Origin of the sequence: Desulfitobacterium sp. (assembly GCF_034927245.1) — a bacterium.
Lineage (GTDB): Bacteria > Bacillota > Desulfitobacteriia > Desulfitobacteriales > Desulfitobacteriaceae > Desulfitobacterium_A.
Map to the genome: position 1 here is coordinate 1 of NZ_JAYFQK010000030.1, position 14550 is coordinate 14550.

At 45.7% G+C, this 14550-nt stretch carries 12 protein-coding genes; all 12 read right to left on the reverse strand.

Translation table 11 applies throughout. The features are described from left to right. Positions 1-154: 154 nt before the first annotated feature. Positions 155-1537 carry an ATP-dependent protease ATPase subunit HslU gene (hslU, locus tag VB077_RS08045; protein WP_323414709.1) on the reverse strand — a complete coding sequence of 461 codons (1383 nt, stop codon included), beginning with the start codon at positions 1535-1537 and terminating at the stop codon, positions 155-157. A gap of 11 nt (positions 1538-1548) precedes the next feature. Further along, complete coding sequence (hslV, locus tag VB077_RS08050) at positions 1549-2079, reverse strand: ATP-dependent protease subunit HslV (RefSeq protein ID WP_323414710.1); 531 nt, start codon at positions 2077-2079, stop codon at positions 1549-1551. Positions 2080-2176: 97 nt separating this feature from the next. Beyond that, positions 2177-3073, reverse strand: coding sequence for a tyrosine recombinase XerC (gene xerC / locus VB077_RS08055; protein ID WP_323414711.1), 897 nt, complete (start codon positions 3071-3073; stop codon positions 2177-2179). A 41-nt stretch (positions 3074-3114) separates the two neighbouring features. Further along, on the reverse strand, positions 3115-4440 hold the full coding sequence (gene trmFO, locus VB077_RS08060; protein ID WP_323414712.1) for a methylenetetrahydrofolate--tRNA-(uracil(54)-C(5))-methyltransferase (FADH(2)-oxidizing) TrmFO: 1326 nt from the start codon (positions 4438-4440) through the stop codon (positions 3115-3117). A gap of 11 nt (positions 4441-4451) precedes the next feature. Continuing rightward, positions 4452-6542, reverse strand: a complete 2091-nt coding sequence (gene topA, locus VB077_RS08065; RefSeq protein WP_323414713.1) for a type I DNA topoisomerase — start codon at positions 6540-6542, stop codon at positions 4452-4454. A gap of 106 nt (positions 6543-6648) precedes the next feature. Beyond that, complete coding sequence (dprA, locus tag VB077_RS08070) at positions 6649-7794, reverse strand: DNA-processing protein DprA (RefSeq protein ID WP_323414714.1); 1146 nt, start codon at positions 7792-7794, stop codon at positions 6649-6651. Positions 7795-7914: 120 nt separating this feature from the next. Beyond that, positions 7915-8781 (reverse strand): Ku protein, encoded by an 867-nt coding sequence (locus tag VB077_RS08075; protein ID WP_323414715.1) that lies wholly within the window; start codon positions 8779-8781, stop codon positions 7915-7917. A gap of 233 nt (positions 8782-9014) precedes the next feature. After that, positions 9015-9626 carry a DUF3786 domain-containing protein gene (locus tag VB077_RS08080; RefSeq protein WP_323414716.1) on the reverse strand — a complete coding sequence of 204 codons (612 nt, stop codon included), beginning with the start codon at positions 9624-9626 and terminating at the stop codon, positions 9015-9017. Between the two features lie 73 nt (positions 9627-9699). After that, the gene (locus tag VB077_RS08085) at positions 9700-10629 is read right to left on the reverse strand and encodes an ABC transporter permease (RefSeq protein ID WP_323414717.1); all 930 of its coding nucleotides are present in this window, start codon (positions 10627-10629) and stop codon (positions 9700-9702) included. Beyond that, positions 10626-11696, reverse strand: a complete 1071-nt coding sequence (locus VB077_RS08090; protein WP_323414718.1) for an ABC transporter permease — start codon at positions 11694-11696, stop codon at positions 10626-10628. Before VB077_RS08090 ends, VB077_RS08085 begins: the two co-directional genes overlap by 4 nt. Before the next feature lies 1 nt (position 11697). Then, positions 11698-13212 carry an ABC transporter ATP-binding protein gene (locus VB077_RS08095; RefSeq protein ID WP_323414719.1) on the reverse strand — a complete coding sequence of 505 codons (1515 nt, stop codon included), beginning with the start codon at positions 13210-13212 and terminating at the stop codon, positions 11698-11700. Positions 13213-13330: 118 nt separating this feature from the next. Continuing rightward, positions 13331-14386 carry a BMP family ABC transporter substrate-binding protein gene (locus tag VB077_RS08100; protein WP_323414720.1) on the reverse strand — a complete coding sequence of 352 codons (1056 nt, stop codon included), beginning with the start codon at positions 14384-14386 and terminating at the stop codon, positions 13331-13333. Positions 14387-14550: the final 164 nt, after the last annotated feature.

Below are 14550 nucleotides of genomic sequence, written 5' to 3' on the forward strand. Positions count from 1 at the left end.
TTGAAAAAGGAGTGCGGTTAGGCCTTTTTGGCATGCCCATTTTATGAGTGGGGTTCTTCATCTCCTTTTGCTCATCGTAATTCCCAGGGACTTTATCCCATCTTGGAGATTTCCTCCCTTTTTATTCCGAGAGGCTATTAAGCTGCTAATAGACCTATAAAATATAGCGTGAAAGATCTTGATTTTGGGCAACATCTTCCAATCGTTTTTGGACATATTCACGATTGATCGTGACCTTATAATCATCTGGGAGCTCTGAGGCCTCAAATGAAAGCTCTTCTAAGACTTTTTCAATGATCGTATGGAGTCTCCGTGCACCGATATTCTCCGTATTGGAGTTGACATCAAAGGCAACTTGTGCCAGTTCATCAATAGCATTCTCCGTAAATTCCAATTCTATGCCTTCGGTTTCTAATAATGCACTGTATTGCTTGATCAAAGATGATTCCGGTTCAGTCAAAATCCGCTTAAAGTCTTCAACCCCTAATGATTCAAGTTCCACCCGAATCGGGAAGCGGCCTTGCAATTCCGGTATAAGATCTGAAGGTTTAGTAATATTAAACGCCCCGGCTGCGATAAATAAGATATGTTCTGTCTTCACAGGGCCATATTTCGTAACAATGGTTGAGCCCTCAACGATCGGAAGGATATCCCGCTGTACGCCGCCCCGTGATACATCCGGACCTGATGAACCTTCGCGGCCTGCAATTTTGTCAATCTCATCTAAAAAAACAATACCTTCTTGTTCGGAACGCCGAATTGCCTCCTGAACAGCTTCATCATGATCAATCAAATTCTGAGCTTCTTCCAAGGTCAAAATCCGCCGGGCTTCTTTTACCGTAACCTTGCGTTTTTTCCTCCTTTTGGGAAGCATTCCGCTCATCATATCCTGAAGATTTGAGTTAAGTTCCATTCCGGTATTGCCCATCAGATCGGGAAGCAGAGGCTGGGTGTCTTCGACTTCAACCTCAATCACCTTATTTTCAAGTTCTCCTCGGCGAAGTTTTTCAGCCACCAGCGCCCGGTTTTGCTCAATTTCAGGTGTAATGCTTTCAGGCTTTTTCTCCTCATTTTGGTTAAAAAGAAATTGAAAAGGGTTAGAAGATTGTGATTCTGTGTGCTTGCCCGGAACCAGTAAAGCCACAAGCCGTTTTTCCGCAGCCACAGCGGCCTCACTTTCAACCACTTTCATTTTTTCAGCCTTAACCATACGTAAAGCAATCTCCACAAGATCACGAATCATTGATTCTACATCCCGGCCGACATAGCCCACTTCTGTAAACTTAGTTGCTTCAACCTTAATGAAAGGTGCACGAACAAGTTTGGCAAGCCTGCGTGCAATTTCCGTTTTACCGACACCCGTGGGACCGATCATCAAGATATTTTTCGGAAGTACTTCATCCCGTAACCCTTCCGGAAGCAGAGAACGGCGATAGCGATTCCGTAAAGCGATCGCTACCGATTTTTTAGCTTGCGTTTGTCCAACAATATCCCGATCCAATTTACGGACGATTTCCCGTGGCGTGAGTTGTTCCATATGCCCACCCCTTATAGTTCTTCGACGATAATTTGATCATTAGTATAGACACAAATCGCGGATGCGATTTTCATGGCTTCGCTAACCACCTCTGAGGGTTCCAAACTCGAATGTTTAATTAAGGCTCTGGCTGCCGCCAGGGCATAATTTCCTCCGGACCCGATTGCTGCAACTCCATCATCAGGTTCAATCACTTCCCCTGATCCGGATATTAAAAGCAGAGTTTCCTTATCGGCAACGAGAAGCAGCGCTTCCAAATTGCGAAGCATCTTATCCATTCGCCATTCTTTGGCCAGCTCGACGGCGGCTCGTTGAAGGTTACCGTTATACTGTTCAAGCCTTTGTTCAAACTTTTCGAAGAGGGTAAAGGCATCAGCAACCGAACCTGCAAATCCTGCCAAAACTTGATCGTGAAACAGCCGGCGAACTTTTCTCGCTTTATGTTTCATAATTGTGTTTTCACCGAAAGTGACTTGCCCGTCTCCAGCCATGGCGACTCTATTACCCATTTTGACTGCTAGAATTGTTGTTGCATGAAACATCTAAAATCCTCCTTCTAATGGGAGTTTAATGGTTTCTTGGCATCTAGTCAAGAGGAATTGTATTCAATTGATGTAAATCTATGAAAATTTAATGGCTTTAGTGTGATTTTGCGTGAGGATGCGTTTCATCGTAGACCTGTCGCAGATGCTCCCGCGTTAAATGCGTATAAATTTGGGTTGAAGAGAGCTTCGCATGTCCCAACAGTTCCTGAACACTTCTTAAATCCGCTCCGCCATCCAGGAGATGCGTGGCAAAAGAATGGCGCAGCATATGCGGATGAATGTGTTGGGATAATCCTGCTTCGGCCGCGAGCTTGTCAAGAATGCGGCGAATTGAACGGACCGATAATCGAGATCCTTGATAGTTTAACAGTAAAGCTTCTTGTGAATTCTCTCTCATATCAAGATATTTTTGAATGGCCTTCTGAGCATATTTTGTCATAGGAACAATCCGCTCTTTTTTCCCTTTTCCCCGTACCCGAAGGAGCAACTGATTTTGATCCACATCTTCCTGATTGAGCCCTGCTAATTCACTTACCCTTAAGCCTGAACCATAGAGGAGTTCGAGAATAACCTGATCCCGTACCCCTAAAACTGTTGAGCAATCCGGGGTTTGCAGGAGCTTCTCCATCTGTTTCAAATAGATAAACTCAGGAAGCTTCTTTCCAATCTTAGGACTTGTTATGCGTTGGACAGGGTTTTGATCAAGATAACCCTTTTTACACAGAAATTTAAAGAAGGAGCGCAGAGCCGCTAATTTTCGAGCCATACTTTTGCGTTCTAAGCCTTGATCTGTAAGATCTCCTAAAAAGCTCCGAATCCATTCTACCGAAACCTCTTCCAGTGAAATCTGCTCAAACTCAACGCCCTTCTCATGACCCAAATAACTTAAAAACTGTAAGATGTCATTTTGATAAGCAATTATCGTGTTTTCTGAACGGTTTTGCGTTTCAAGCTGTCCGACAAAGAGGGCAAGCGCCTGGTCTGCTAACATCGCTAAACCTCCACATCCACAGAGTATACACTGTATACTCATTATTCTTCTCTTGTCGTTAACCCATACTCTTGAAGAAACTCATCCAGTCTTATAAGTGCCCTTGCGGAAATTCTTTGATTTTTTTCGCGTTTTGCTTTTATCCGTTCTCCTAACGGCGGAAATAATCCAAAATTGATATTCATGGGTTGAAAGTTTGTACTCGGCGAACCTTCGAGGTGAAGAGCCAAAGCTCCCAGTGCCGTTTCGGCAGGGAAACGCAAGGTGGATTTATTCCTTAATACGCGGGAGGCATTAATACCCGCAATAAGGCCGCTGGCCGCTGACTCAATATATCCTTCCACCCCCGTCATTTGTCCCGCAAAAAATAGCTGTGGACGGCATTTCAAGCTGAAATCTGCCTGAAGGACCTGAGGGGCATTGAGGAAAGTATTGCGATGCATAACACCGTAGCGCACAAATTCCGCATGTTCAAGACCCGGAATGAGACGGAACACCCGTTGCTGCTCTCCCCACTTCAGATGAGTCTGGAAACCCACTAAATTAAAAAGTGTTCCCTCGCGGTTTTCTTTACGGAGCTGTACAACCGCGTATGACTTTCGCCCTGTTCGAGGATCAACCAAGCCCACAGGTTTTAAGGGACCGAAAGCAAGGGTCTGTTCGCCGCGGCCGGCCATGACTTCAATCGGCATACAGCTTTCAAAGACCTTGCCTTTTTCAAATCCTTTCACTTCTGCTGTCTCCGCCCGAAGCAATTCTTCGTAAAAACGCTTATATTCTTCCTCGGTCATCGGGCAATTCAGATAATCGGGATCCCCCTTGTCATAGCGTGAAGCCCAAAAGGCCTTGTTTAAATCGATCGATTCAAGCGTAACAATCGGGGCTGCCGCATCATAAAAGGATAGGGCTTCTTCACCCGTAAGCTTTTGAATTTCCTCGGCAAGAGCATCAGCGGTCAACGGGCCCGTTGCCATGACAACAACTCCGTCTTCCGGGATTTTCTTTACTTCTTCACGATGAATTTGAATGTTAGGATGCTGTTCCAGGCGCTCAGTGATTTCGGCAGAAAACAATTCGCGATTAACCGCGAGTGCTCCCCCGGCCGGAACAGCATGATGATCTGCCGCATCCATGGTCAGGGAATTTAAGCGCCGCATTTCTTCCTTTAATAACCCTGCCGCATTATCCAAGCCCGCACCTTTTAAAGAATTGCTGCAGACCAGTTCGGCAAAATTTCCGGTATGATGTGCCGGAGACATTTTCCGGGGACGCATTTCATAGAGCTTAACCGGAATTCCTCTCTCCGCCAGCTGCCAAGCCGCTTCCGCACCTGCCAGTCCGGCCCCGATGACGGTTACCTCTGCCATATCTATCTCCTCTATTCCTGCTCCTCAACCGGCTTATCATAACGGCATTCCGGATTGATACAAACATAGTGTTTACCGTGTTTTGAACTTTTTATGACCATCATTCCCTTACACTGCGGACAAGGCTCCGGTGCCGGCAATTCCCAGGATACAAATTCACACTCCGGATAAGTGCTGCATCCGTAAAATCTACGGCCCTTTTTACTTCGTCTTACAACCAAGGGATTTCCGCATTTCGGGCATTTTGTTTCAATTTGTTCGAGCAGCGGTTTAGTATTTCTACACTCAGGGAATCCCGGGCAGGCAAGGAACTTCCCGTAGCGTCCCATTTTAATAACCATATTTCGGCCGCAGTTTTCACAGATTTCGTCGGATACCTTATCTTCGATCTGAACTTTACCGATCTTTTCCTCAGCTTCTTCTAAGCTCTGGGCAAAAGGAGTATAAAACTCATGGATTACCGTCCGCCATGGTAAGGATCCTTCTTCGATCTCATCCAGCTTTTCTTCAAAATTAGCCGTGAACTCAAGATTAACGATGTCCTGGAAGTTCTCCTTGAGCAACGAAATCACGATTTCCCCTAATTCTGTCGGTAAAAGCTGTTTTCCTTCTTTAGCGACATAACCCCGTGTTTGAATAGTCTCAATCGTCGGAGCATATGTGCTTGGTCTGCCAATTCCTTCATCTTCCATTTTACGAACCAGGGAGGCTTCGGAATAACGGGCCGGCGGTTCTGTAAAATGTTGTTTCTCTTGAAGGCCCAGTCTTTCCAAAGGTTCTCCTTGAACAACTTGGGTTGATAAGGAACCCTCTTCATTCTCCTTATTTCCTTCATCTTGACTTTCTTCATAAACTGCTAAATATCCGGGGAAGCGAACCGTTGACGCATTCGCCCGGAAAAGATATTGGCCCGCGCTCACATCAACGGTTAATGTATCCAAGAGAGCCGCACTCATTTGACTGGCAAGAAAGCGTGACCATATTAAGCGATACAGCCGCAATTGGTCACGGCTTAAAAAAGCTTTTAAGAAATCGGGAGTCCGCTGAACCGATGTTGGCCGAACCGCCTCGTGAGCTTCTTGAGCCCTGCCCTTACTTGTATATTGCCGTGCCTCGGGTGGATAATATTCTGCGCTATAATGCTCTACAATCCATTCCTTAGCTTCCGCTTGGGCAATCTCCGATATTTTTACCGAATCCGTACGCATATAGGTTATAAGTCCGACTGTCCCTTCCTTGCCGATATCAATGCCCTCGTATAGTTGTTGGGCAAGCATCATCGTCCGTTTGGGAGACATATTGAGTTTACGGAATGCTTCCTGTTGCAGTGTACTCGTCGTAAAAGGAGGAGTCGGCTGCTTCTTTTTCTCTCTTTTGCGAACCTCTTGAACCAAAAATCTTTCCTGATCTAAGTCATGAAGAACCTTTTTCATTTCTTTTTCACTCGAAATAACGAGCTTTTGATTCTCTTTTTTGATCAGCTTTGCGCTAAACGTCCCCCCTGCCGCCTGAAGCTGAGCGGCAAGGCTCCAGTATTCCTCAGGCATAAAGTTACGGATCTCTTCTTCCCGCTCACAGATGAGACGTACCGCAACCGATTGAACGCGCCCGGCACTAAGCCCCTTTTTCACTTTTCGCCAAAGGAGCGGGCTTAATTGATATCCCACTAAACGATCAAGAATGCGGCGCGCTTGTTGCGCATCAACCCGATGAGTATCAATTTGACGGGGTTGTTTTACCGCGGCAAGAATAGCGGGTTTAGTGATCTCGTGGAATTCAATCCGGCATTTACTATTCGTATCAATTCCCAATAAGTATCCCAAATGCCATGCAATTGCTTCTCCTTCCCGATCCGGGTCAGATGCCAGCAATATCCTATCCGCGGCTTTGGCGGCGCTCCGAAGCTCCTTAATTATATCTCCCCGGCCACGAATGGCTATATATTTGGGTTCAAAGTCATGTTCAATATCGACTCCCAATTGGCTTTTGGGCAAATCTCGCAAATGTCCCATCGAAGCTTTTACGGTGTACTGCTTACTTAAAAATTTGCTGATGGATTTTGCCTTTGCCGGGGACTCGACGATGACGAGTGTCTTAGCCATAATTCACCTCAAGTATCCTCTCTATCTTCATTATGTACAGTCCTATAAAAGTTAAACCCCTAAAGATAAAACTAGCCTAATCTTAACACTCTTTTTTAATCTATGTCTAGCACTTATGCGCTAATACATAGCGCTGGCCTGAAAGTTGTTCAATTTCCCCAGAAAGTTGCAATTCGAGAAGAAGAAGCGCAATCTGGGAAGGATTTACGGATGATTGCAACGCAATCTGATCGATATGCAGAGGGAGATCACTCATCAGCGACAATATTTCCAACTGTTCGTTCGAATATTCTTCTTGCTTCAGAGAAAGGTTCCCGGGTTGCTTAACGCTTTCAGTGTCTTTGCTCCCGGTCGGGGAGACTCTAACCCGAAACTCCTCGGAAAGTTCAGAAAGAATATCTTCCGCTCCCTCAACCAGTGTTGCTCCCTGTCGAAGCAACTGATGGCATCCTTTACTCTGTTCACTAAAAATAGGCCCGGGTACCGCAAAAACCTCCCGTCCTTGTTCAAGCGCAAAATCAACGGTTATCAATGCCCCGCTGCGCAGTGCTGCTTCAACGACTACAACCCCTTCGGAAACACCGCTGATCAAACGGTTTCGCATCGGGAAAAATTGGGGTTCGGGCGGAACTCCGGGGGCGAATTCACTAATGAGCGCACCCTCAAGCAAAATCTGCTCGGCCAGTTTTTTATTCTCTGAAGGGTAAATATAATCCAAACCGCTGCCTAAAATTGCCCAAGTCTTACCCTTCCCCGCTAAAGCCCCTTTATGCGCCGCTGTATCGATTCCCCGGGCTAAACCGCTCACAACAGCATATCCTTGCTGAGCAATCGCCTTTCCCAATGATTCGGCGGCTGCCCTTCCATAAGGTGTGGATTTGCGTGATCCCACAATCGCTATGCCACGCTCATCCGGTCCCAGATTTCCTCTATAATATAATAAGGGAGGCGCATCTGCCAATTCACGCAGCAAAGCCGGATAATGCTGCTCTTCCGGAATGACCGTTTGGATTTCCTTTTGATCTAACTCCCTCTCCACTTTGATGAGATCAAGCTGGGAACGCTTTTGGATCAAGGTATTAACCCAAGATTCGCCGCCTAATATTTTCAGATCCTTTTCCGGAGCCTGCCAAGCTTTAAGCGCACTTCCGAAGACGGCGATTATATGCCGTAACCGCCCGCTGCCTAACCCCGGAATGGAATGAAATGCTACCCGTATCAATTTTTCATCATGAATTGTATTCTTTGTCATATCTTTCCCTCCCCAAAACCCAATTCGGTATTTCGGGGAAGTTTTCCTTTGCGGGAAGATGTCGACATATACTGGATTAGGTGAAATAGTGTAGAATCCGCTCAAAAGGTTTGATCGGATTCATGCGCCGGTAGCCCGTTTTACTTTCCGCCGGCGCGGAGTTAACGTCGATTTTTCTTCTTTCTCACTGATATTCTCCCCATCCTTCGATTTTTGTTTTTCCTTTTCCTGCTCTGTAATGGCCAGGCTTGCCCGCAGCGCTTCCATTAAATCAACGACCTTGCCTGTCTCCGGTGCGGCGGTAACCTTGAAGGTTTCCCCTGCAACCTTCCGTTCGATCATTTCACGGACTTGCTCATGCAGCTCATCCCGATACTTTTCCGGTTCAAAGGGTACGGCCAGATTTTCAATCAATTGCCTTGCCATAGTGATCTCGGTATCCGTCGGAATTACCTTATCCCATGTGACCTCTAGCTTTCGTATCTCAGCCGGATAATACATCGTCTCCAGCACCAGTCCTTCATCCAACGATCGCAGACAGGCAAGGTATTGTTTTGAGCGCAGGGTAAAACGGGCAATCGCTGCTTTTCCTGTATCGGTCATAGCCTGATACAGGAGGCGATATGCTTTTTGCGCAGTATCCTCCGGTGTTAAATAGTATGATTTTTGATAATAAATCGGATCTATTTCTTTAATATCAATAAAGTTCAGAATATCTATGGAACGGTTCATGGGCTGCTCTAGTAAAGCTAAATCCTCATCTTCTAAAATAACATACTGATCTCTTTCGTATTCATACCCTTTAACGATCTCTTCAGGTTTAACTTCAACATCACAGTGAGGACATTTTTTGATATAACGAAGTCGATTATGACAAGCCGCATGAAGATAGTTGAAATGAAACTCCTTGCTTTCAGTCGCGGCGTGCATTTTAATCGGAACATTAACTAAACCAAAACTAATTGATCCTTTCCATAAAGTATGCATGAAGAATACCTCCTTCCGGGTTTAGTGTTAACAAGATGATTTTATTCATGCACAATCATCATCGATAATTATGCCATATCAAAAACAAAAAACAGACCGGAAGAATACTCCTCCGGTCTGCTTAATCCCATAATCCTCATGTTTAAATGGATATACCCTTGACTCCTCCCCACGGCTAAAACTGAGGGGATTCCCGGTTCATATTGCCGACTTATGCCGTACGGCCCTCAGGCTTAAACCGTATGTCCTATGGCATACTTTTTAAGCATCATAACAACAAAACCGGCTAAGACAGCATAGTCCTCAGTCGGGAGATAATCCGCTGCCGAACTGTCAAATAGGATATTCCCGGAAGCCGGGAATTCTTCATCAGCTCCCCATATCGCAAGCGTTACAGGTATTTTGGGAAACGCATTAAGAGTTACTCCGACATCGCCCAGTTTTACAGGTTTTCCGCCGATATGTTGAGCCGCATCCAGTAATTTTTGGGGATGTTCACCAAAAAACTGAGTCATCGGACGAATGGCCCGATTTGTAAAGGGTTGAATATAAATTTCGCCGCCGGGAAGCTCTTTATAGGATATAAACTGTCCTGTCACCCTCGCCTGAGATACGTTTGTTAAATAATGCAAGACGAGAATCCTTGCAAAAATCGGAAGTTCCCCTTCTAATAGAGGTTCCGGTTCAAATCTTCCCGATGGATAGTCCACCGTAAATTGCTGTCCTAAGAAGTCCACCTGAATTTTATCATCCTGTATAGGATATCCGGAAAACCGGGCAATATCCTCTATTGAAGTTTGTTGGAAACGAGCTAATGATGACTCATATGCAGCTGAATAGTTCATCTCTTCTCCCCCCACAATCCGCAGCCTATTATGTTTTTCCTTTTTCCCTATTATAACACTTTTCGCTCGATCTTTATTTTCCATCAGGTCGATATGGAACCCCATCCGCTGCAGGAGCTGTACTTCTCCCTACTAAACCCGTTAAGGCAAGAATCGTCAGAGCATAAGGGAGCATCTGAATAATATTAGCTGAAATTCCCGTCCCTTGAAGAACCATGCTCAAGGCCATGGCAAAACCAAACAAAAGCGCCGCACCCAGCGAACCAAACGGAGTCCATTTACCAAAGATCATAGCAGCCAACGCGATGTACCCGCGGCCACTGCTCATGTTCACTTCAAAGCTGTTCAATAACCCTAATGATAGATAGACTCCACCTAAACTCGATAACATGCCACCCAGAATAACTCCCAGATAACGCATCCTCCAAACGTTGATACCTGCTGTATCCGCCGCCTGTGGATTTTCACCGACCGCTCGGATTCTTAATCCTAAGTTTGTGTGAAAAAGAAAATAATGAGAGACGATGACAAGAATGAGCATCATATAGACCACAGAATTTTGTTCCCCGATGATCGGACCGATGAACGGAATATCCTTGATCACGGGCAGAGATATATTGGGTAAAGCCGGTGTTTCCCGGGGTGTCCCACCATATCCAAAAATCGTGTTCAATAGAAAGGCCGTAAGGCCCGCTGCAAAGATATTGATCCCCATTCCCACAATCACTTGATCTGCTCCGATGTTAACGGTAAACCACGCAAACAAAAGGGAAATCAGACTTCCCATAACAAGCGCGCCCAGTAAACCTATCCAGGGATTATTCGATAAATAGGAGAATAGAACGCCAAAAAAGGCTCCAATCAACATGATTCCTTCCATGGCAATATTCACGACACCACTGCGCTCCGAGAACGTTCCCCCTAGGGCAGGAAGTGCAATCGGGGTAGCCATGGCTATGGTTGCCGCCCATAACTCAGGCTTAGCCAGTTCCTCAATAATCATACCTTCATGCCCCCTTTATTCTCAGCCAAATTATGCTTTAATGGGGGTTTATGCCGAAATACGCTCCCGAGTTCTTTTGCGGCAACCAGAAAGATAATAATTCCGGAGATCATCTCAGTAAGATGGGCAGGCACCCCGGAAGCAATTTGCATGGCTTGCCCCCCCGTTGCTAAAGCGGCGAAAAAAATAGCCGCTAAAATTACACCAATGGGGTTATTATTAGCAAGCAAGGCGACAACGATGGCCGTATATCCATACCCCGAAGAAAAGCTATCGTAAAGCCGGTGCTGAACCCCCAGCATCTGAACCGCACCTGCAAGACCGGCGAGTGCTCCGCTGATAAATAGAGCTAAAACCATATGAAGCGATACGTTGATTCCGGCATATTTGGCGGCACGGGGGTTTAACCCAACCGTACGCAAACGGAACCCTAAAGTCGTCTTATAGATAACCCAGTACACGATAACCGCCGCTGCCAGCGCTACGATGATACCCCATGACAGCTGAGTGCGTTCAACCAGAATACCTAATTCAGCTGTGGGCAGGATGACCGGAGACTGAGGTGTGTAACCCGGTGCCATCATAGGGCCGCCCTCCAGCATATAATGGCTTAAAAAAATAGCAATATAACTCATCATCATCGTTGTTATAACCTCATGAGCGCCAACCAAAGCCTTAGTTAATCCCGGAATGATCCCTGCCCAAAGTCCGGCAACAATCATGCTTACCAAAAAAGCCAATCCGACATGAAGCACCGGGGGCAGGCTTGTTACCGAATAACCAATCCAAACCGCGGCCATACTTCCCATCCAATACTGCCCTTCTGCCCCGATATTGAAAAGCCCCGCTTTAAAGGTAACCGCGATCCCTAAACCCGATAGAATAAGCGGAACGGCATTAGCTAACGTATTGGCAAAGTTAACTTTGCTCCCAAAAGCGCCCTTAAACAAAGCACTATACGCCTGCAGCGGATCATGCCCTGTTAATATCATTCCGAGCGCACCGATCATAACCGCTATCCCAATTGCGATTAAAGGGGTAATAATACCTTGAACTAATTTCTTCATGCTACCCCTCCTTCGCCAAAGCTACACCGGTCATCAGCAATCCCAATTCCTCTTTTGTTACATTCCCGCCCGGAAGGATATCCATGAGTTTACCCTCATGAATAACCCCGATTCGATCGGAGAGTGCAATTATTTCATCAAGTTCCAAAGACACCAGCAAAATAGCTTTACCCTTGGCCCGAAGCTCCAGAAGCTTATCGTGAATAAACTGGATTGCTCCAACATCAAGTCCGCGTGTCGGTTGAGCGGCGATAAGAAGATCAGCGTCCCTGCTTACCTCCCTGGCGAGGATGACTTTCTGTTGATTCCCGCCGGAAAGGTTGCGCGCTAAGGATTGTATGCCGCGGGGACGAACATCGTAGTCTTCAGCCAAACGGGCGGCGTGCTGCTCAATCACTTTTCGTTGAAATTGTCCCAACTTTGCATAAGGCTTTTGGGCAAAATCGCGCAAGATGAAGTTCTCTGTAAGCTTAAAATCCATCACTAACCCATCCAATTGTCGATCCTGCGGAATATAGGCGATTCCTGCCCCTATTCTTTGGCGCACTGAAAATGAGGAAATATCCTGCCCCTTAAAAATAATCCGGCCGCTTTTTATGCGCCCCAAACCGGTAATGGCGCTGATCAGTTCAGCTTGACCATTACCGTCAATTCCGGCAATTCCAAAGATTTCTCCCCTACAGACCTCAAAGGAACACCCTTTTACTTTATCGACCCGCCCCGATGAAACGACACAGTTTTTTACCTGAAGAATAGTTTCTCCCGCAGCTTGAGGGGGTTTAATGACTTGAAGCAGCACTTCATGTCCGACCATCAGGTTAGCCAACTCCTGAGGATTGGTGCTCTTGGTTTCCAGGGTAGCTACTGACCTTCCCGCTCTCATGACCGTTATTCGATCAGAAATTTTCGTCACTTCTTCTAGCTTATGACTAATAAAAATGATCGGAACGCCTTGGGAGCGGAGTTTATCCATAACGGTGAATAGTTCCACTGCTTCTTGTGGAGTAAGCATCGCCGTCGGCTCATCCAAAATGAGAAGTCTGGCTTTACGATAAAAGACCTTAAGGATTTCTACGCGCTGCTGTAACCCTACGGTTAAGTCTTTTACCTTCACCGATGGATCAATGTCCAAATGATAACGTTCGGAAAGTTTACGGACAAGCTCTTCATTTTCTTTACGTCGATAATGAAACTTTCCGGTCTCGCTGCCGAGAACGATATTTTCAGCGACGGTTAATTCCGGAATCAGCATGAAATGCTGGTGAACCATGCCAATACCCGCCTCAATTGCTTGGCGGGGACTGCTAAAATGAAGTTCTTGATCAAAAAGACGAATCATCCCTGCATCTGGTTTATATAATCCATAAATCATCTTCATCAGTGTTGATTTGCCGGCCCCGTTTTCACCCAAAACCGCGTGAATCTCTCCCTCAAAAACCTTAAGATTCACGTGATCATTCGCTAATACACCCGGAAATGCTTTAGTAAGGTCGTTTATTTCTAAGCAAGTACGCATAACGCCTCTCCCTTATCCCGAATTTAACGTTGAGGGAAGAAAGGGATTGCCTCACTTGAAGCAATCCTCATTCTTATGTTATCCGTTATCGATGACTTTATAGTTTTCAGCCCTGTTCCTATAGTTTGGGAACTTGCGTAGAAACCGTAATCTTCCCTTCCTTAATTTGTTGAGCAGCCCCATTTACTTTATCCACAATATCTTGAGGTATTGCTTTGATCGGCGCCGTAAAGGCCACACCATTATTGTTCAAATCAAACATCAAATTGCCGCTCTTAAATTCGTTATTTAATGCAGCCTTAATCACATCATAAGTTGCAACATCCATTGTCTTGGTCGCACTTGTCATCACCGTTTCCGGGGCCACATAGTTCTGGTCTGCATCTACACCTATGGCATAAACTTTCTTTTCCTTTGCAGCATCAATTACTCCGGTTCCTGTGCCGCCGGCAACATGGAATACAATATCTGCCCCGGCTGCAATTTGACTCAGCGCTGTTTGTTTTCCTAAGGCGGGATCATCAAATTTACCTGTATAGTTAAGTTTGATCTTAATATCCGGGTTGACGCTCTTTGCACCTTGGATATAGCCTGCAATATAATCCGTAACCGGGGGAATCTCCATTCCGCCGACAACCCCGATCGTATTATGACCCGTCATATTCGGAATACCTTGAGCCTTTTCCATCAGCCCGGCCATCATCCCTACTAAATATCCGCATTGTTCAGTTTTAAACAGAACAGATGCAACGTTAGGCCGATCTGTTATCGAATCATCAATAATCATAAATTTCGTATCCGGATACGTTTGTGATACTTTCTCAACAGCATCGTGCATCAAGTAGCCTACAGAGACAATAAGATTGTACTTTTCTTCTGCGAAACGGCTTAAGTTTGTCTCGTAATCTGTCATTTGCTTCGATTCAACAACACTTTTCGTAATACCAAAATCCTTTACGGCTTGGTCTACCCCTTTGTTTGCCAAATAGTTAAAGCTCTTATCATTCAGTCCGCCAACATCAGTGACCAATGCCACTTTGAAATCGGGGTTTTTCTTGGCACCATCCGTTGATTTGCTTGTGGCCGGAGCCGAGGCTGTCGAACCACAGCCTGCTAAAATTAAGGCGCATGAGAGGATAACTGCGAAAAACTTAATTGAATGAAGTTTTTTCAAGGAACCAACCTCCTTAAGATTATTATAGCCTCTCGGCATTCGCCGAGGTAGATGGTTCAAGACTTTGCTTGAACCATCAATATTGAATTCCTCCTACTTTTCGGTAGGGGGTTTTCATTTTTGGAAACACCAAATTGGAAATTCCCTCAGAAAATTTTTATTGC